General features: G+C 70.5%; 17 protein-coding genes. 7 read left to right on the top strand and 10 right to left on the bottom strand.

The features are described 5' to 3' along the window. Positions 1-266: 266 nt before the first annotated feature. The 4 genes from IEZ20_RS00910 to IEZ20_RS00895 all read left to right on the top strand — a co-directional run bounded on the left by IEZ20_RS00910 (position 267) and on the right by IEZ20_RS00895 (position 3,770). Positions 267-467 (top strand): hypothetical protein, encoded by a 201-nt coding sequence (locus IEZ20_RS00910; RefSeq protein WP_189294119.1) that lies wholly within the window; start codon positions 267-269, stop codon positions 465-467. A 193-nt stretch (positions 468-660) separates the two neighbouring features. Next, positions 661-1,314 (top strand): DUF4360 domain-containing protein, encoded by a 654-nt coding sequence (locus tag IEZ20_RS00905; protein WP_189294118.1) that lies wholly within the window; start codon positions 661-663, stop codon positions 1,312-1,314. A 378-nt stretch (positions 1,315-1,692) separates the two neighbouring features. Further along, positions 1,693-3,417 (top strand): aa3-type cytochrome oxidase subunit I, encoded by a 1,725-nt coding sequence (gene ctaD, locus IEZ20_RS00900; protein WP_189294117.1) that lies wholly within the window; start codon positions 1,693-1,695, stop codon positions 3,415-3,417. Further along, positions 3,414-3,770 carry a cytochrome C oxidase subunit I gene (locus tag IEZ20_RS00895; RefSeq protein ID WP_189294116.1) on the top strand — a complete coding sequence of 119 codons (357 nt, stop codon included), beginning with the start codon at positions 3,414-3,416 and terminating at the stop codon, positions 3,768-3,770. The genes ctaD and IEZ20_RS00895 overlap by 4 nt, the downstream gene beginning before the upstream one ends. A gap of 28 nt (positions 3,771-3,798) precedes the next feature. Here IEZ20_RS00895 and IEZ20_RS00890 read toward each other — a convergent pair whose 3' ends face one another. The 8 genes from IEZ20_RS00890 to IEZ20_RS00855 all read right to left on the bottom strand — a co-directional run bounded on the left by IEZ20_RS00890 (position 3,799) and on the right by IEZ20_RS00855 (position 14,086). Continuing rightward, on the bottom strand, positions 3,799-5,580 hold the full coding sequence (locus IEZ20_RS00890; protein WP_189294115.1) for a pyridoxal phosphate-dependent aminotransferase: 1,782 nt from the start codon (positions 5,578-5,580) through the stop codon (positions 3,799-3,801). A 102-nt stretch (positions 5,581-5,682) separates the two neighbouring features. Further along, entirely contained in the window at positions 5,683-6,831 is a 1,149-nt protein-coding gene (locus IEZ20_RS00885; protein WP_189294114.1) for an aldose epimerase family protein, read from the bottom strand. 26 nt (positions 6,832-6,857) lie between these two features. Beyond that, on the bottom strand, positions 6,858-8,102 hold the full coding sequence (gene mmsB / locus IEZ20_RS00880) for a multiple monosaccharide ABC transporter permease (protein WP_189294113.1): 1,245 nt from the start codon (positions 8,100-8,102) through the stop codon (positions 6,858-6,860). After that, positions 8,099-9,649: a multiple monosaccharide ABC transporter ATP-binding protein gene (mmsA, locus tag IEZ20_RS00875; RefSeq protein WP_189294112.1), complete on the bottom strand. Its 1,551-nt coding sequence runs from the start codon at positions 9,647-9,649 to the stop codon at positions 8,099-8,101. Before mmsA ends, mmsB begins: the two co-directional genes overlap by 4 nt. A gap of 34 nt (positions 9,650-9,683) precedes the next feature. Continuing rightward, a complete protein-coding gene (gene chvE / locus IEZ20_RS00870; protein WP_189294111.1) occupies positions 9,684-10,793 on the bottom strand; it encodes a multiple monosaccharide ABC transporter substrate-binding protein in 1,110 nt (369 codons plus the stop codon). A 37-nt stretch (positions 10,794-10,830) separates the two neighbouring features. Beyond that, positions 10,831-11,799 carry a hypothetical protein gene (locus tag IEZ20_RS00865; RefSeq protein WP_189294110.1) on the bottom strand — a complete coding sequence of 323 codons (969 nt, stop codon included), beginning with the start codon at positions 11,797-11,799 and terminating at the stop codon, positions 10,831-10,833. 122 nt (positions 11,800-11,921) lie between these two features. Next, a complete protein-coding gene (locus tag IEZ20_RS00860; RefSeq protein WP_189294109.1) occupies positions 11,922-12,926 on the bottom strand; it encodes a zinc-dependent alcohol dehydrogenase in 1,005 nt (334 codons plus the stop codon). Then, a complete protein-coding gene (locus tag IEZ20_RS00855) occupies positions 12,923-14,086 on the bottom strand; it encodes a mandelate racemase/muconate lactonizing enzyme family protein (RefSeq protein ID WP_189294108.1) in 1,164 nt (387 codons plus the stop codon). Before IEZ20_RS00855 ends, IEZ20_RS00860 begins: the two co-directional genes overlap by 4 nt. A gap of 201 nt (positions 14,087-14,287) precedes the next feature. Here IEZ20_RS00855 and IEZ20_RS00850 point away from each other — a divergent pair, with 201 nt between their 5' ends. Both IEZ20_RS00850 and IEZ20_RS00845 read left to right on the top strand, forming a co-directional pair. Then, the gene (locus tag IEZ20_RS00850; protein ID WP_189294107.1) at positions 14,288-15,244 is read left to right on the top strand and encodes an SCO2400 family protein; all 957 of its coding nucleotides are present in this window, start codon (positions 14,288-14,290) and stop codon (positions 15,242-15,244) included. Between the two features lie 256 nt (positions 15,245-15,500). Next, positions 15,501-16,661 (top strand): serine hydrolase domain-containing protein, encoded by a 1,161-nt coding sequence (locus tag IEZ20_RS00845; protein WP_189294106.1) that lies wholly within the window; start codon positions 15,501-15,503, stop codon positions 16,659-16,661. 141 nt (positions 16,662-16,802) lie between these two features. Here IEZ20_RS00845 and IEZ20_RS00840 read toward each other — a convergent pair whose 3' ends face one another. Both IEZ20_RS00840 and IEZ20_RS00835 read right to left on the bottom strand, forming a co-directional pair. Further along, positions 16,803-17,222, bottom strand: coding sequence for an organic hydroperoxide resistance protein (locus tag IEZ20_RS00840; protein WP_189294105.1), 420 nt, complete (start codon positions 17,220-17,222; stop codon positions 16,803-16,805). 94 nt (positions 17,223-17,316) lie between these two features. Then, complete coding sequence (locus IEZ20_RS00835; protein WP_189294104.1) at positions 17,317-18,315, bottom strand: NADP-dependent oxidoreductase; 999 nt, start codon at positions 18,313-18,315, stop codon at positions 17,317-17,319. Between the two features lie 88 nt (positions 18,316-18,403). On the opposite strand from IEZ20_RS00835, the gene IEZ20_RS00830 reads away from it, so the two are divergent. Beyond that, positions 18,404-18,841 carry a MarR family winged helix-turn-helix transcriptional regulator gene (locus IEZ20_RS00830; RefSeq protein WP_189294103.1) on the top strand — a complete coding sequence of 146 codons (438 nt, stop codon included), beginning with the start codon at positions 18,404-18,406 and terminating at the stop codon, positions 18,839-18,841. Positions 18,842-18,862 lie beyond the last annotated feature (21 nt).

The raw sequence follows: 18,862 nt of genomic DNA, 5'->3' as shown, positions 1-18,862 counted from the left end.
TCCGGCCATTCTCCACACGGGCACGCCCCGCTATGGACCCATGGGTTCTCGGCGCGGGCGGATTACGCGGTACGGGCGGTACCGGAGCTGGCCGTACGGCAGGGTAACGGTCCGGTGAAGGCAGGGGAAATCGCCACCGTACGGGCCCTCCCGCACACGCCCCGGAGGACCCGGCGTCCCGGTCCCGCGCGGATGCGGAGGCCCGCCGCTCGTCCACTAGGGGGACGGGGAGGTTTCCCCCGGGGGGCCCGGTCGTTGGTAAGGCCATGATCAAGAAGCTCGCCTGCGTCACCGTCCTGGCCGCCGCCCTGCTGGCCGCCGCCCCCGCCGCCGAGGCCGCCCAGCGCCCCGCCCCGCCCGCCTCCGTCCCCGGCGGCGCCCTCCTGAACGCCCTCCTCGGCTCCCTCGAAGTGGGCCACCCCGTCACGTCGCTGCGGACGCTGCTCCCCACACGCCTCCAGGGCTGACAGGGGCGAACAGGTCCAACGGGGCGATTCCGGGCGGGCCGTGAATGGCCGGAGTTCGCTCTCCCGGCCCCGGGCGGGGGTCCCTACGCTACCCACGCCTCCACCACGGCTTCACAGGTGACGCACAAGTCTTTCACCTTTGAACCGTTACGGGCGGAGGCGGCACCCCCCACTCGACAACCGGGAGAGACCCATGGTTGGTGGACTCCTCATGGGCGGCGCAGTGGCCGCCCTGCTCACCACCGCACTAGCGCCCGCCCAGGGCTCGTCACCCTTCGACGACCCGCCCCCGGACAAGATCGTCATCGACGTCGCCACGGTGAACGGCTCGGGCTGTCCCGCCGGTACGGCCGCCGTGGCGGTGTCGCCGGACAACACGGCGTTCACGGTCACGTACAGCGCCTACCTGGCCCAGGCCGGCGGCAACTCCGACCCCACGGCCTTCCGCAGGAACTGCCAGCTCAACCTGGTGGTCCACGTCCCCCAGGGCTTCACCTACGCGATAGCCAGCGCCGACTACCGGGGCTTCGCCTCGCTCCAGCGGGGCGCCACCGCCACGCAGAAGGCGTCGTACTACTTCCAGGGCTCGTCCCAGACGGTCCCCAGGACCCACCCGTACAACGGCCCCTACAACGACGACTGGCAGGCCACCGACTCCACGGACTGGGCCCAGCTGGTCTGGGCCCCCTGCGGGGTCCTCCGCAACTTCAACATCAACACCGAACTCCGCGTGAACGCGGGCACCGTGACCCCCGACAAGGTCAGCTTCATGACGATGGACTCGACGGACGGGGACATCAGCACGGTGTACCACCTGGCGTGGAAGGAGTGCCGCCCGGCCTCCTGAGCGGGGTGGAAGGTCTCGGGCCGCTTGCCCGGAGCGAGCGGCCCGACGGTCACCTCTTGAACCAGGCCGGTTCGGAGGTGCTCACAGGTCTCCCCGCACCGAGGGCCGCGACCCCCTCCCGGACGGCGTCCACGCACCGCGTCGGCTCCGCCGCCAGGACCTCCCGGGTTCGTCGTCACCGACATCCGCGCGAACCTACCAAGCGCGCCGCGGCGCCGGGCGGACCGGCCCGTCCGCTGCTCCGAACGGGTACATCCGTCATCCCAACGGCCGTGCCTCGGCCGCTCTGGGCGTCCCCGCCGCCGTCGCGCGGCCAGGATGGCGGGTGACCGGCGCCATGGCGTGGGCGGACGGCGAGCATCGGGAGACGGACGACCTGTGAGCATCCTCAACGAACCCCAGGACGGGGCGACGGCAGCCGAGGACTCGTACGAGAACGAGCTGCCGCTGCGGCGCAAACAGCCCGGCAACGTGATCGTGAGGTGGCTGACCACCACCGACCACAAGACGATCGGCACGCTGTACCTGTCGACGTCGTTCGCGTTCTTCCTGGCCGGCGGCGTGATGGCGCTGATCCTCCGGGCCGAGCTGGCCCGCCCCGGCCTGCAGCTGATCTCGAACGAGCAGTACAACCAGCTGTTCACGATGCACGGCACCGTGATGCTGCTGATGTTCGCCACCCCGCTGTTCGCCGGGTTCACGAACTGGATCATGCCGCTCCAGATCGGCGCCCCGGACGTCGCCTTCCCGCGGCTGAACATGTTCGCCTACTGGCTCTACCTCTTCGGCTCGCTCATCGCCGTCGGCGGCTTCCTCACCCCCGAGGGCGCGGCCGACTTCGGCTGGTTCGCGTACACCCCCCTGTCGGACGCGATCCGCAGCCCCCAGGTCGGCGCGAACCTGTGGATCCTGGGGCTGGCCTTCTCCGGCTTCGGCACCATCCTCGGCGCCGTCAACTTCATCACCACGATCGTCTGCATGCGCGCCCCCGGCATGGCCATGTTCCGCATGCCGATCTTCACCTGGAACGTGCTGCTGACCGGTGTCCTGGTCCTGCTGGCCTTCCCGGTGCTGGCGGCCGCCCTGTTCGCCCTCGCGGCGGACCGCATCTTCGGCGCCCACGTGTACGACCCCGCCAACGGCGGATCCCTGCTGTGGCAGCACCTCTTCTGGTTCTTCGGCCACCCGGAGGTGTACATCATCGCCCTGCCGTTCTTCGGCATCGTCACCGAGATCATCCCGGTGTTCTCCCGCAAGCCGATCTTCGGCTACATGGGACTCGTGGCCGCGACCATCGCGATCGCCGGCCTGTCCGTCACCGTGTGGGCCCACCACATGTACGTCACCGGCGGTGTGCTGCTGCCGTTCTTCTCCTTCATGACCTTCCTGATCGCGGTCCCGACCGGTGTGAAGTTCTTCAACTGGATCGGCACGATGTGGAAGGGCTCCCTGAGTTTCGAGACACCGATGCTGTGGGCCGCCGGCTTCCTCGTGACCTTCCTCTTCGGCGGACTCACCGGCGTCATCCTGGCCTCGCCGCCCATGGACTTCCACGTCTCGGACTCGTACTTCGTGGTGGCCCACTTCCACTACGTCGTCTTCGGCACGGTCGTGTTCGCGATGTTCGCCGGTTTCCACTTCTGGTGGCCGAAGTTCACGGGCAAGATGCTGGACGAGCGCCTCGGCAAGATCACCTTCTGGACGCTGTTCGTGGGCTTCCACGGCACCTTCCTGGTCCAGCACTGGCTGGGCGCCGAGGGCATGCCGCGCCGCTACGCCGACTACCTCGCCGTCGACGGCTTCACCGCGCTGAACACGGTGTCGACCATCAGCTCCTTCCTGCTCGGCCTGTCGATCCTGCCGTTCCTCTACAACGTCTGGAAGACCGCCAAGTACGGCACCCCGGTCGGCGTGGACGACCCGTGGGGCTACGGCCGCTCGCTGGAGTGGGCGACCTCCTGCCCGCCGCCGCGGCACAACTTCGTCACCCTGCCGCGGATCCGCAGCGAGTCCCCGGCGTTCGACCTGCACCACCCGGACATCGCCCTGCGGGAGCAGGAGGCCTACGCGCTGCCGGGCACCGGCGACCGGGGCCACGGGTGAGCGGTCTGCCCAAGCAGGGGGCCGGCGCCGGCGGCGACCTCGGCAACGAGGTGGAGGGCTATCTGCTGTGGCAGGCCCGGATCGCCGAGGCGGAGCGGCGGGCCCGGGAGTTCACCGGCCCCCTGGACTGGATGACGACGGCCCAGCGCGAGCAGATCGAGCAGCACTACGTCGCCGACAGCCTGCAGCGGGCCAAGGCCGACCTCGAACGCATCGCGGCCCGCTGTGTGTCCCTGCGCGCCGAGTACGAGCAGCGCTACCAGGAGCTGCGCCGCCGCTGCCTGGGCGTCACCCTGGCGGTGTGCGCCGCCCTCACCACCGCCATGGCCGCGCTGCTCCTGCTCCTCCTCTGACGCCCGGCCCTCGCTCCCCGTACGGCTCTCAGCCCGCCGCCTGACCCGCGCCCGCCGCGTTGGGCCAGCTCTGGGCGTTGGGCCAGCCCGTCGCGGGTGCCGGGGTCAGACCGGCGGCGGGGGCCGGGGCCGTCATCCCGCGGACCTGGGCCGCGGTGAGCCCGCCGCGGGCCGGAACACCGGGCGGGGTGGGCGCGAGGGCCACGGCGGGGGCGGGTGCCACGGCGGGGGCGGCGGCCGGGACGGGCGCGGGGGCCAACGGCGCAGGGGTCATCGCCGCGGGGGTCATCGCCGCCGGAGCCAACGGTGCGGGCGCAGGGGCAGGCGCGGGAGCCGGGGCGGGGGCTGGTGTGGGCACAGGCGCCGGGGCCGGGGTCGGCGCCTGCGCCGGTGGGGGTGTCGGGGTGAAGGCCGGTTGCGGGGCCGGTGCCGGTGCCGGAGCTGGGGCCGGTCGGACCGCCGCCGCCATCGGCTGGGCCGCCGTCGGCATCGGCTGGGCTGCCGCCGGCATCGGCATCCTGCCGCCGGTCGGGGTGACGGCGGCGGGGAGCGGCATGCCGGTGCCGGCGGCGGGAGCGGGGCCGGCCGGGGTGAGCCGCATTCCGGCCCCGTTGGTCTCGCTGACCAGCCGGTCGACCGCCGCCGTACCCGAGCTGTAGCTGGTCCCGGTGCCCGGCTCGGGTACGGCGGCTCCCCTCCTGGGCCCGTAGAGCACCTGTTCCAGGCCGGACACCAGGCGACGCACGTCGACCTGGGGGCGCACCACGAGCCGCAGGAAGCGGCTGGAGGATCCGATCTTGTTGCCGCACTCGCGGACCAGGATCCGGTGCTCGGTGAGCATCCGGTCCCGTACCACCGTGCCCTCGGCGCCGACGGGCAGCCGTACGAAGAGGAAGTTGCCCTGGGAGGGGTAGACGGTGAGGCCGGGGAGCGCGGAGAGGTGGCTGGCCATCTCCAGGCGGTCGCGGCGGACCTGCTGGAGGCTCTGCGCGTACTCGGCGCCGTGCTCCTTCAGCATGAACACCACGTGCTCGGCGAAGGAGTTGAGGTTCCACTTCGGCAGCATCGAGCGGACCCTGCCCGCGAGCGCCGGGTTGGCGACGAGGTAGCCGAAGCGGATGCCGTGCAGGCCGAAGTTCTTGCCGAGGCTGCGCAGGACGATCACGTTGGGGCGGAGCATGGCCTCCTGGACGACGCTCGGCTCGGCCTCCGCGTCGGCGAACTCCAGGAACGACTCGTCGACCACGACCAGGTCGAGGTCCGCCATGGCGTCCATGAACTGCACCACCTGCTGCCGGCGCAGATAGCCGCCGTCGGGGTTGTTCGGGTTGCAGATCACGGCCACCCGGGTGCCCCGGCTGCGGATGAACTCGGCGTACTGGGCGAGGTCGAGGGCGAAGCCGTTCGCCTCCTGGAGCGGGAACATGTCGACCCGCTTGCCGGTCTCCATCGGCTGGTCGGTCCAGCGGCCGAAGGTGGGGACCGGTATCGCCAGGGACTCACGGACCAGGAGGTGGTCGATCCAGGTGATCAGCTCGGTCGAGCCGTTGCCCATCGCCACGCACTGCGGCGGGAGCTGGAGCAGGTCGCACAGTTCCGCGGTGATGGTGTCGGCGCCGCTGGGGTAGTACGTGACGATCTCGCGCAGCCGGGCGCCCATCTCCTCGAACATGGCGGGAGTGGGGAAGTAGGGGTTGCACGGGATGCAGAAGTCCACCGGGCCCGACCCGTCGCTCTCCCGCGTCAGCGCCGCCATCGAAGGGCTGTGCGCGGCGGTGTTGCGGAACAACGAGGTGACGTTGTCAGGCAAGGGAACCTCCGTCGAAGGGTGGCCCGTGCGGGGGAGCACGGGCCGCCCTTCGATACGGAGGGGACGGCAGTGGTGTTCAACTCGTCCGCTGTGTGAGCCGGTTCACGCGCCGAAGGTGTGGAGGGTCGACGTCCGGTACGTCCGCCCCGGCCTGAGCACCGTCGACGGGAACTCCGCGTGGTTCGGCGAGTCCGGGAAGTGCTGCGTCTCCAGGCACAGGGCGTCGCCCTGCCGGTAGGTGCGGCCGCCGGTGCCGGTGAGCGTCCCGTCGAGGAAGTTGCCGGAGTAGAACTGCAGTCCCGGCTCGGTGGTGGCGATCCTCAGGGTGCGGCCGGAGCGCGGGTCGCGCAGGGTCGCGACGTGCTCGGGCCGAGACGTGATCCCCTTGTCCAGCACCCAGTTGTGGTCGTACCCCTTGGCCTGCACCTGCTGCTCGTGCCCGGCGCGGATGTCCCGGCCGATCGGCTTGGCGTGCCGGAAGTCGAACGGGGTGCCCGCCACCTTCGCCAACTCCCCGGTGGGGATCAGCCCGGAGTCGGTGGGGGTGTAGCGGGCGGCGGCGATCGTGAGTTCGTGGTCCTCGATCGTGCCGCTGCCCTCGCCGGACAGGTTCCAGTAGACGTGACTGGTGAGGTTGACGACGGTGGCCTTGTCGGTGGTGGCCTCGTAGTCGATGCGCCAGTCGCCGTGCCGGGTGAGGGTGTACGTCACCTTCGTCCGCAACGTGCCCGGGTAGCCCATCTCCCCGTCGACGCTCGTGTAGTGCAGGTGCAGGCCGACGTCGGTGCCCCGGGTGAACGGCTCCACGTCCCACACGCGCTTGTCGAAGCCCTTGGCCCCGCCGTGCAGGCTGTTGTCGCCGTCGTTCACGGAGAGCTGGTACGACGTCCCGTCCAGCGTGAACCGCCCCTTGCCGATGCGGTTGCCGTACCGGCCGATCAGCGCGCCGAAGTACGGGCTCTTCGCGGCGTAGTCGGCGAGGTTGTCGAACCCGGCGACCACGTTGGCGTGCCGGCCGTGCCGGTCGGGGATCTCCAGGGTCTGGACGATGCCGCCGTAGGACAGCACCTTCAGCCGGGTGCCGCCGTTCGCCAGCGACCAGCGGTACACCTTCGTGCCGTCGGCGAGCGTGCCGAAGAGTTCCTTCACCGGCTTCCTTCCCGAGGCGGCTTCGGCAGTGCCGCCGAGGGCGGTGGCGGCAAGGCCCGCCGCGGCTGCTCCCGCTATGACCGTGCGTCTGTTCAGTTCCATGAGTGCGGCTCCGTTGTCTGGGCGCTTTACGAACCGGACTTGCGCTTGTTCCACACGTCGAACCCGACCGCCACCAGCAGGGCGAGGCCCTTGATGACCTGCTGCCAGTCGGTGCCGACGCTGAGGAGGTTCATGCCGTTGTTCAGCACGCCGAGGACGAGGCCGCCGATGATGGCGCCGAGGACGGTGCCGACACCGCCGCTCATGGACGCGCCGCCGATGAACGAGGAGGCGATCGCCTCCAGTTCGAAGTTGACGCCCGCCTTCGGCGAGGCCGCGTTCAGCCGGGCGGCGACCACCATGCCCGCCAGGGCCGCAAGCACGCCCATGTTCAGGAAGACGTAGAAGGTGACCTTCTTGTCCTTCACACCGGACAGCTTGGCCGCCGGCAGGTTGCCGCCGATCGCGTAGATGTGCCGGCCGAAGACCGCGTTGCGCATGACGTAGCCGTAGCCCACGACCAGCGCGCCGAGGATGATCAGCACGATCGGGGCACCCTTGTAGCTGGCGAGCAGCAGGGTGAGGACGAGGATCGCGGCGACCAGCGCGGTCAGCTTGAGCAGGAACAGCCGGGTGGGCAGCACGTCCAGGGAGAACTCCTGCTGGCGGCGGCGGTCCCGGAACTCCTGCCACACCACGGCGGCGATCAGGACGAGCCCGAGCAGCAGGGTGAGGTTGTGGTAGTTGGTGTCCGGGCCGACCTCCGGCAGGAAGCCGTTGCCGAGCTTCTGCAGCCCCTCCGGGAACGGGCCGAGGGTCTGCCCCTTGAGGAGGATCTCGGTGAGGCCGCGGAAGAGCAGCATCCCGGCGAGGGTGACGATGAAGGACGGTATGCCGAGATAGGCGATCAGATAGCCCTGGACCGAGCCGGCCGCGGCGCCCACCAGCAGGCACAGCACCAGCGCGATCGGCCAGGACACCCCGTGCTGCACGGTCAGTACGGCCGCGAAGGCCCCGACGAACGCCGTGAGCGAGCCGACCGACAGGTCGATGTGCCCGGCGATGATCACCAGCATCATGCCGATCGCGAGGATCAGGATGTAGCTGTTCTGGAGCACCAGGTTGGAGACGTTGCGCGGCAGCAGCAGGTCCCCGTCGGTCCAGATCGCGAAGAGGACCACGATCAGGCCGAGCGCGATCAGCATGCCGTACTGGCGCATGTTGCGGCGCAGGCCGGCCAGCACCAGGCCGAGCAGTCCCCCGTCGGCGGCCGGTCCGCTCCTGCCCGGCGGCGCGGGGGCCGGGCTCTTGGCGGTCACATCCGTGCTCATCGCGTTACCTCTTTGTCCTTCGTCATATGGCGCATCAGCACTTCCTGCGTGGCCTCGGCCCGCGGCACCTCACCGGTCAGCCGCCCGGCGGCCATCGTGTAGATGCGGTCGCACATGCCGAGCAGTTCGGGAAGCTCGGAGGAGATGAAGACGACCGCCTTGCCCTGGGCGGCGAGCTGGTCGATGACCGTGTAGATCTCGTACTTGGCGCCCACGTCGATGCCGCGGGTCGGTTCGTCGAGGATCAGCACGTCCGGACCGGCGAAGATCCACTTGCTGAGGACGACCTTCTGCTGGTTGCCGCCGGAGAGCTTGCCCACCGGCTCGAAGACCGTGGGCGCCTTGATGTTCATGGACTTCCGGAAGCCCTCGGCGACCTGCCGCTCCTCGTGCTCGTCCACCACACCCCGCTTGGCGACCTTGTCCAGCGCGGTCAGCGAGATGTTCCGGTTGATGGTGTCGATGAGGTTCAGGCCGTAGTGCTTGCGGTCCTCGGTGACGTACGCTATGCCGTGCCCGATCGCCTCCGCCACGGTCTTCGTACGGATCTCCGTGCCGTCCTTCAGGACGGTGCCGGCCGCGTACCGGCCGTAGGTCCGCCCGAAGACGCTCATCGCGAGTTCGGTGCGGCCCGCGCCCATCAGGCCCGCGATGCCGACGATCTCCCCGCGGCGCACGGACAGCGACACGTCGTCCACGACCTTGCGCTGCTGGTCGATCGGGTGGAACACGGTCCAGCCGCGGATCTCCAGCGCCGGCGCCGCGCCCTCCTCCGGCTGGTGCGGGGTGCGCTCGGGGAAGCGGTGGTCGAGGTCGCGGCCGACCATGCCGGCGATGATCCGCTCCTCGGTCGTCTCCGGCGCCTTCACGTCGAGGGTCTCGATGGACCGCCCGTCCCGGATGATCGTCACCGAGTCGGCGACCTTGCGGATCTCGTTGAGCTTGTGGGAGATGATGATCGAGGTGATGCCCTGGTTCTTCAGCTCCAGGATCAGGTCGAGGAGCTTGTCGCTGTCCTCGTCGTTCAGGGCCGCCGTCGGCTCGTCCAGGATCAGCAGCTTCACCTGCTTGGACAGCGCCTTGGCGATCTCCACCAGCTGCTGCTTGCCCACGCCGATGTCGGCGACCCGGGTCTCCGGGTGCTCGTCCAGGCCGACCCGGCGCAGCAGCGCGGTGGCGTGGCGCAGGGTCTCTCGCCAGTTGATGAGCCCGCGCCTGGCGTGCTCGTTGCCGAGGAAGAGGTTCTCCGCGATGGACAGGTGCGGTACCAGCGCCAGTTCCTGGTGGATGATGACGATGCCGTGCTGCTCGCTCGCCCGGATGTCCTTGAACTGGCAGGTCTCTGACTCGAAGAGGATGTCCCCCTCGTAACTGCCGTACGGGTGGACGCCGGAGAGCACCTTCATCAGGGTGGACTTGCCGGCGCCGTTCTCCCCGCAGATGGCGTGGACCTCGCCCTGCCGGACGGTCAGGGTGACGTCCGACAGCGCTTTGACACCGGGAAAGGTCTTGACGATCGAGCGCATTTCCAGGACGGGTCCCGCCATGGTCGTGCCTTCCAATCCGTAGGAAATGAGCGGGTTACTTGAGGTCGCCCTCGGTGTAGTAACCGCCGTCGACCAGGACCTGCTTGTAGTTGGACTTGTCGACGCTCACCGGCTGGAGCAGGTAGGCGGGCACGACCTTCGTCCCGTTGTCGTAGGTCTTGGTGTCGTTGACCTGCGGCTTCTTGCCCTTCAGGGAGTCGTCCATCATCGACGCGGCGACCTCGGCGAGCTTGCGGAGGTCCTTGTAGACGGTCTGCGTCTGCTGGCCGGAGATGATCGACTTCACGGAGGCCAGCTCGGCGTCCTGGCCGGTGATGACCGGCAGCGGCTTGCTGCCCGAGCCGTAGCCGTCCGACTTCAGCGCGGACAGGATGCCGATGGAGATGCCGTCGTACGGCGAGAGGACCGCGTCGACCCGGCCGGTCTTGTAGGACGAGGTGAGGATGTCCTCCATGCGCTTCTGCGCGGTGGTGCCGTCCCAGCGCAGGGTGACGACCTGGTTCAGCCGGGTCTGCCCGGACTTCACGACCAGCTGCTTCTTGTCGATGTACGGCTGGAGCACCTTCATGGCGCCGCCGAAGAAGTACTTGGTGTTGTTGTCGTCGTTGGAGCCGGCGAACAGCTCGATGTTGAACGGGCCCTTCTTGCCCTTGCCCAGCCCGAGCTTGTCCACGATGTACTGGCCCTGGAGCGTGCCGACCTTCTCGTTGTCGAACGAGGCGTAGTAGTCGACGTTCTTGGTGCCGAGGATCAGCCGGTCGTAGGAGATGACCGGGATGTGCGCGTCCGCGGCCTGCTGGAGCACGCTGTTCAGCGACTTGTTGTCGATGGCCGCGACGATCAGGCCCTTGACGCCCTGCGTGATCAGGTTCTCGATCTGGGAGACCTGCTGCTCGGGGTCGTCCTCGCCGTAGACCAGCTTGGTCTTGTAGCCCTTGGCCTCCAGGTCCTTGACGACGTTCTTGCCGTCGGAGATCCAGCGCTCGGAGGACTTGGTCGGCATGGCGATGCCGATGGTGGCGCCCTTGGTGTCGCCCGGCTTCTCCTTGCTGCCGCCCTCGCCGCTCTGGCCGCAGGCGGTCAGGGTGAGGGCGAGCGAGGCGGCTCCGGCTATCGCGGCGAGTGCGGCTCTGCGGTTGCGCATGGGGATCAGTCCTTGTTCTTCTCGTCGTTGAGAGGGGTCACGCGGTGACGGGGAAGCGGTGGAGCGTTCCGGGCAACCGGGAGCCGAGCGGCGCCATGTCGCCGTCCGCGCCGTGCCGGGCGAGCAGGTCCAGGGCGAGCCGGCCGCGCCGCACCCGCTCCCGGGCGGTGTCCAGGGTCACGTCCCTGAGGTGGGTGCCCCACGGGTAGATGCCGGGGGCCTTGGAGAGACCGAACTTCAGGTAGAGCGGTGCGCCGCGCCGGATCAGCTCGGCGACCTCGTACATCCGGACGTAGCCGCCGAGGTCGTCGGGCGCCTCGATGTACATGTCCATGGGGGCGCCGGAGACCCGCCGGATCTCGGTGAGGTGGTCCAGCGTCAGATCGCTGGGGACGTTGACGGAGTCGGCGCCGAGCCGCTCGTAGACGGCGTACGAGGACGGGTTGACCGGGCCGATGAGCGCCGAGACCTTCAGCGTGGTGTCGGCCGGGATGATGCCGGCCTCACGGGCCCGGTGCAGGGTCCACAGCACGCCCTCGTCGGCGACGAGCAGGCACTTGACCCCCAGCTCGGTGGCCCGGACGGCGTCCTCCACACAGCCGGCGACCGCGTCGTGGCCCCGGGCGCGCAGTCCGGCCCCCCGCGAGTCGGACCGCACCGAGCCGCCGATGTCCCAGGTGCCGCGCGGACCGGTGAACAGGCAGAGTTCGATGTCGCGTTCGGCGGTGGCGTCGACCATCTCGGTGATCTCGGCGTCGGTGAGCATCCACACACCGCTGCCCTGGCTGATCCGGTGGATCGGCACATCGAGGCGGGAGGCCTCCTTGAGGACGACCGCCAGCGCTTCGGGACCCTCGCACGAGGGGATCTCGGTGCGCCAGCGGCCGCCGCCCGGGAAGGTGTGGGCGGAGGCGTCGGCGGGGTCGAGTGCGGGCGCGCCGAGGCCGAGTGCGGCGAGCACCTGCTCGCCGGGCCTGCGGGCTGCCGGGACGGAAGCGTCGGTCACAAGCTGTCCTTAGGGTCCTGAGTGTTCGGTATATCGGACAAGGTTCGCGGCTCTGGGTGTGAAAAAGCGCTGGGTGTACGCCGGTCAGGGCGCCGTCAGGTCACGCCCTGACCGGCGTACGGTCAGGGGCGGAGCAGCACCTTGCCCACCTGGGGATCACCGGCTCCCACCAGCTCGATCGCCCGCGGGAACTCGGTCAGCGGCAACTCGTGCGTGACCAGCGGCAGCGGGTCCAGCAGTCCGGCGCCGAACACCCGCACGGCGTGCGCCCAGGCGTCCGGCGGCGCCCCGAAGACGGTGTGCACCTCCAGCTGCCGTACGACCAGGTCGGTCGGGTCGAGCCCGTCCGCGCCCGGCGCCGGGATCCCCGTGAGGACCAGGCGCCCGCCGCGCCGCAGCAGCGCCGCGGCGGTGCGGGCGGCGGAGGCCGACCCGGCGGTCTCGATGACCACGTCGAAGTCGTCGGGCAGCTTCTCGTCCCGCAGCCGGAAGTCGCTCGCCCCGAACTGCCGGGACAGCGCCTCGCGGTCCCCCCGCGTGCCCACGACCAGCAGCTCCACCGGCGAGACGGCCTTCAGGAACTGCACCGCGAACATGCCCAGCGTGCCCGTGCCGACCACCGCCACCCGCTCGCCCGGCCGGGCGTTCGCCTTCAGCGCGGCGGCGGCGATGCAGGCGGCCGGCTCCAGCAGCGCGGCGGCCGTCAGGTCGGCGTCGTCCGGCAGGACGTGCAGCAGCCGGGCGGGCAGGGTGAGGGTGGCCGCCATGGCGCCGGGCTGGGTGAACCCGGTCTCCTCGTACCCGGCCGAGCACAGCGTGGTCTCGCCCGCGTGGCAGCGCTCGCACACCTGGCAGTTGCGGAAGCCCTCGCCGACGACCTTGCGGCCGACGAGCGAGCCGGGCACCCCGGCGCCCACCGCCGCGACCGTCCCCGACCACTCGTGCCCGGGGGTGAGCGGATACCGCACGTACCCTTCCGGCCGGTTGCCCTGGTACACCTCGCGGTCGCTGCCGCAGATGCCGGCCGCGTGCACCGCGACCAGCGCCTCGCCGGGACCGGGCTCCCGGGGCGTGTGGGCCTCGACCCGGTGCACGCCCGGCGCCTCGACCAGAACCTGGGAACTCACTTCGTGCCCTTCGGCCTGCGCTGCTCCCAGCCCTCGGCCCACAGGTCGAACCGGGCCTGCTGCTGCGGGAACTCCGCCGCCGCGTCGACGTCCAGCTCGACACCGAGACCGGGCGCGTCGGACAGGTGGAAGCAGCCGTCCTCCGGGTTCACCTGCGGCGCCCCCTTGACCACCTTCTTGATCTCCGCGTCCGCGAAGTCGTTGAAGTGCTCGAGGATCTTGAAGTTCGGGGAGGTGAACCCGACCTGGAGGGAGGCGGCGGTGAGCACCGACCCGCCCACGTTGTGCGGGGCGACCAGCATGTAGTGCGTCTCGGCGGTGGCGGCCAGCTTCCGGGTCTCCCAGATGCCGCCGATGTGGCCGACGTCGGGCTGGATGATGTCCACGGACTGGCTGTCGAACAGCTCGCGGAACTCGATCCGGTCGTGGATGCGCTCACCGGTGGCCACCGGGAGGTCCACCTTGGCGGCGACCTTCTCCAGCGCCTTCAGGTTCTCCGGCGGCACCGGCTCCTCCAGCCACGCGGGCTTGAAGGGGGCCATCTCCTTGGCCAGCCGGACGGCGGTGGCGGGGGAGAAGCGGCCGTGCATCTCCAGCATCAGCTCGGCCTCGGGGCCGATGGCGTCCCGCACGGCCTCGATGAGCGAGACGGCGTACAGGGTCTGCTCGTGGTCCAGCTCGAAGTGCCCGGTGCCGAAGGGGTCGATCTTCAGCGCCCGGTAACCGCGCTCCATCACCCCTTGGGCGGCCTTGTGGTACGCCTCGGGCGTTCGCTCGGTCGTGTACCACCCGTTGGCGTACGCCTTGACCTTGTCGGTCACCTTCCCGCCGAGCAGCTGCCAGACCGGGACGCCCAGCGCCTTGCCCTTGATGTCCCAGCAGGCCATCTCGACGACCGCGATGCCGGACATGACGATCTCGCCGGCCCGGCCGTAGTCGCCGTACTTCATGCGGCGGACCAGGTCCTCGACAGCGAACGGGTCCGATCCGAGAATGTGGTTGGCCTCGGCCTCCTTCAGATAGCCGATCAGCGCGTCGGTGTGACCGAGCATCCGGGTCTCGCCGACTCCCGTGATCCCCTCGTCGGTGTGCACCTGGACGTAGGTCAGGTTGCGCCACGGCGTGCCGACCACGTGCGTGCTGATTCCGGTGATGCGCACGGCAGTTGCCCCTCAGCTGTTCGAGATTTCGTCACACGTTCGAAATGCTGGCGTGACAGTAAGGATGGTCCGGCGGGGGTGTCAATGGGTCGAACAGGTAACGGTTTCGGCAAGGCTTTCGAGAACTCTTTCGATCTCGCACGAAACCTTCACAGCGGCGCCTGGAACCGTGTCCCGCGCGGACTCTAGTCTTCCCGCGTCATGGACTACTGCCCCCCGTGCCAACGGCACCTCAATGGCGCCCTGGCCTGCCCCGGGTGCGGAACACCGGCCGACCGCCTCGCCGTCACCACGGCCGCGCCGGCCACCCACGCGCACGCGTACGCGCAGACGCCCGCGGGGTACGGGGAGGGGGCGTACGGGCAGCCGCACGAGTCGTCGTACGAGCGGCTGTATCAGCAGCCGTACGAGCCGTCGTACGAGCAGGCGCACGCCGGGCCTCGCGACGGGCTCGGCGAGGGACCGGACCGGCTGGAGGAGCCCGCCCGTGACGCGCACGAGGACGAGTCCGGGGACGCGTACGAGGACGAGTCCGGGAACGCCTACGAGGACGAGTACGAGGACGGTTCCGAGGGGGACGGCGAGGCCTCCGACGACGACGCTCCCGTCGGCCGGCGCGCCGCCCGCGCGGGGGCGAGCCGGCGGGACCGCAAGGCCGCCGTGCACCGTCGCCGCCGTCGCCGTACCGTCCTGATCGCGGCCGGTTTCGTGCTCGCGGCCGGCGGACTGAGCCTCGCCGAACTCGGCACCGACGCGCCCTTCTCGCCGTTCTCCAGCGACACCCCGGCCCCCGCCGGGGACACCACCGCCGACGGCGGCGCCGCCTCCGGCGCGCCGGGCGGCACCACCGCCGACCCGGTCGGCGCCACCTCCGGCGCCGCCCCGCGCCCGGGCGACTCCTCCGCCTCCGCCGACGCCTCGGCCTCCGCGTCCGCCTCGAAGTCCCCCAAGGACAAGGACTCCGCCTCCCCTGCCGCCGACAAGACCGACGAGGTCCAGCAGTCGTCCCCGGCCGGTTCCGGCACGACCCCGGCGAGCCCCGCCGCCCCCGCTCCCACCCAGCCCGCCACCCCCACCGCGGCCCCGACGACCTCCGCCCCCGCTCCCGAGCCGACGCCCACCAAGACCTGCGACCGCTTCCTGTGGTGGTGCACCTGAGCGCACCCCGTGCACCCCGTGCACCCGGCCGCACCCGACCGCGCCTGACGGCATCCGGGTGCACCTGGAGCACACCCCGGCGCACCCCGTGCCGCACCGTCCCACCGGCCATCCGGGGCATCCGTGACACCTGCCGGCCCTCGGAGGGGTTGAGTCGAACAGGCACGTCCCGCCGTACCGCTGTCGGGAACGCCCGAGGCAGGGACGGGTGTGGTGCCAGGTGGAGCAGCGAGCAGCGGATGGTCAAGGAGAGCGGATGACGCGGGAGATCACCGTACAGGGCGCGGTCGCCGAGGGCTTCGAGCCGGTGCGCGAGGAGTTCGCCGCCTTCGTCGCCGGCGAACGGGAGGACTACGAGGGCCAGTTGTGCGCGTACGTCCACGGTCGCAGGGTCGTGGACCTGTGGGCGGGCGCGGGCGTGGCGGGTGACTCGCTGTACGCCGTGTACTCGGCCACGAAGGGCGCGGCGCACCTGGTCGCGGCGCTGCTCGTGCAGGACGGCACGCTGGAGCCGGACCGCAAAGTCACCTACTACTGGCCGGAGTTCGCCGCCGAGGGCAAGGGCGCGCTGACCCTGCGGGACCTGCTCGCGCACCGCGCCGGGCTGGTCGGTACCGACACCGGCTTCACCCTCGCCGAACTGGCCGACGACCGGATGATCGCCGAGCGCCTCGCGGACCAGCGGCCCTTCTGGCGGCCGGGCACGGCCTTCGGCTACCACGCGCTGGTGATCGGCGCGCTGACCGGCGAGGTCGTCCGCCGGGCGACGGGCCGCACGCTCCAGGAGGTCTACGAGGAGCGGATCCGCGCCCCGCACGGCCTCGACCTGTACCTGGGCCTGCCGGCCGCGCACGAGCCCCGCTTCCGCACGGTCCAGCCGATGCTGCCGACCCCCGCGCAGCAGGCGCAGCTCGACGCCGTACCGACCGGTCCGCACACCCTCGCCTCGATCGCCTTCAACCGGCACGGCACGGACCCCACCGACCTGGAGAACCTGCCGAACGAGCGGCTGGTCCGCGCCAAGGGCCCGGCGTCGGTGGGCGGTGTCGGCTCGGCGCGCGGCCTGGCGGCCATGTACGCCGCCATGATCAGCGAGGTGGACGGCAGGGCACCGCTGCTGAAGGAGGACACGCTGGCGGAGTTCGCCCAGATCCACTCCACGGGCCACGACCTCGTGGCCCGCACCCACAAGTCCTTCGGTCTCGGCTTCCAGGCGACCTCCGACAACTGGCACCCCTTCCTGGGCGCCAAGACCGTCGGCCACAGCGGCGCGAACGGGGTGCAGGCCTTCGCCGACCCGCACAGCGGGATCGCCTACGGCTACACGAGGCGCAGGTTCGCGTTCCCGGGAGGAGCGGCACCGGAGAACAACAGGTTTGCGGCCACCGTCCAGCAGGCAGCTCTGGCAGCGCCCTGAAGGGGCGCGGGGAACTGCGCGACCAGCCCCGAACAGCCGGCACCCGGAAACGGCAGAGCACCCGGCAGACGCCCCCCCGGCCAGAAAACAGCCGCACCCCACGTCCAAGGGTGCGGCTGCCGATGTAAGGAACGACGAAGGTCAGACCAGCGTCACGGTGATGTCGCCCCGAGTCGCCTTCGAGTAGGGGCACACCTGGTGGGCCTTCTCGACCAGGCTCCTCGCGGTCGCCGCGTCGACGTTCGGAATGTTCGCGGAGATCTCCACGATGATCCCGAACCCGTCGTCGTTCTTGCCGATCCCGACCTTCGCGGTGACGGTCGACCCGGAGACGTCGGCCCCCTCGGCGCGGGCGACAACACCCAGCGCCCCCTGGAAGCAAGCGGAGTATCCCGCGGCGAACAGCTGCTCCGGGTTGGTCCCGGACCCGCTGCCGCCCATCTCCTTCGGCGGGTTGACGACGACGTCGAGTCGGCCGTCGTCCGTGGCGACCCGCCCGTCCCGGCCGTTCTCGGCGGTGGCGACGGCGGTGTACAGGACGTCGGACTGCGTGATGGGCATGCGGTTGTCTTCCTCCTCGGTCCGCCGCGACTCGCGCCCACGATCGCGACGGATTTCGGAAAGAAGTTACCGCATGTCGAAAATTCCGTGAAGGCTAGAGCTTGACGACCATCTTGCCGACGTTGTCGCCGCGCAGGACCCCGAGGAACGCCTCCAGGTTGTTCTCGATGCCCTCGACCACGGTCTCCCGGTACTTCAGCGCGCCCGAGGCGACCCACGGCCCGACCTCCTGGACGAACTGCGGCTGCAGGTCGTAGTGGTCGCCGACCAGGAAGCCCTCGATCCGGCCGCGGGTCTGGATGAGGCGGGCCAGGTTCTTCGGGCCGGGGGCGGGCCGGGTGTTGTTGTAGACCGAGATCATGCCGCAGACCGCGATCCGGCCGCCCTCGTTCAGGGAGCCGATGGCGGCCTCCAGGTGGTCCCCGCCGACGTTGTCGAAGTAGACGTCGATGCCGTCGGGCGCCGCCTCGCGCAGCTGCTCGGCGACCGGGCCGTTCTTGTAGTTGAACGCGGCGTCGAAGCCGTACTCGTCCACCAGCAGCTTGACCTTCTCGTCGGAGCCGGCCGAGCCGATGACCCGGGAGGCGCCCTTGAGCCTGGCGATCTGGCCCACCTGGCTGCCCACGGCCCCGGCCGCGCCGGAGACGAAGACGGCGTCGCCCTCCTTGAAGGAGGCGGTGCGCAGCAGGCCGGCGTAGGCGGTGAGGCCCGTCATGCCGAGGACGCCCAGGTACGCCGACAGGGGCGCGGCCTGGGGGTCGACCTTGACGGCGTGCCGGGCGTCCACGGCCGCGTACTCGCGCCAGCCGAGGAAGTGCAGGACGTGGTCGCCGACGGCGATGCCCTCGGCGTTCGACTCGACCACCTCGCCGACCGCGCCGCCCTGCATGGCCTTGCCCAGCTCGAAGGGGGCGATGTACGACTTCGCGTCACTCATCCGGCCGCGCATGTACGGGTCGACGGAGAGGTACTTGTTCCGCACCAGCACCTGACCCTCGCCCGGGGTCGGGACCGGCGCCTCGACCAGGGCGAAGTCCTCGGGCTTGGGCCAGCCGACGGGACGGCTGAGCAGGTGCCACTCGCGGTTGATCATGATGGGCCTTTCACAGTTACTTCAGTACCTGAAACAACCATGCACCTGAATATTTCAGGATGTCAAGTAACCGGCTATCCTGGACGGCATGTCCACCCCATCGAAGAACCGTCGCCCCGACGCCCTCACCCTGGAAGTCCTGGAGCTGATCGGCGACGTCGTGGCCCGCTTCTACGCGGACTACGAGAAGGCGGCGGCCGAGCACTCGCTGACCGGCCCGCAGGCCCGGCTGCTCAGCCTGCTCTCGCTGGAGCCCCTGCCCATGCGCAAGCTGGCCCAGAAGCTCAAGTGCGAGCCGTCGAACGTGACCGGGATCGTGGACCGCCTGGAGACCCGCGGGCTGGTGGAGCGCCGCCCCGACCCGGCCGACCGCCGGGTGAAGGTGGCCGCCGCCACCGAGGAGGGCCGCCGGACGGCCCGGGACCTGCGCGAGAACCTCGACTTCGCGCGCGAGCCGCTCGCCGCCCTGAGCGACGACGAACGCGGCTCCCTGCGCGACCTGCTCCGCCGCATGCTGGACGTCTGACGCCCCCGGTCCGGCATCCCG

The sequence above is a fragment of the Streptomyces cinerochromogenes genome (assembly GCF_014648635.1).
In the GTDB taxonomy this organism is placed as follows: Bacteria; Actinomycetota; Actinomycetes; order Streptomycetales; family Streptomycetaceae; genus Streptomyces; species Streptomyces cinerochromogenes.
This window is presented reverse-complemented; position numbering and strand designations above follow the sequence as displayed.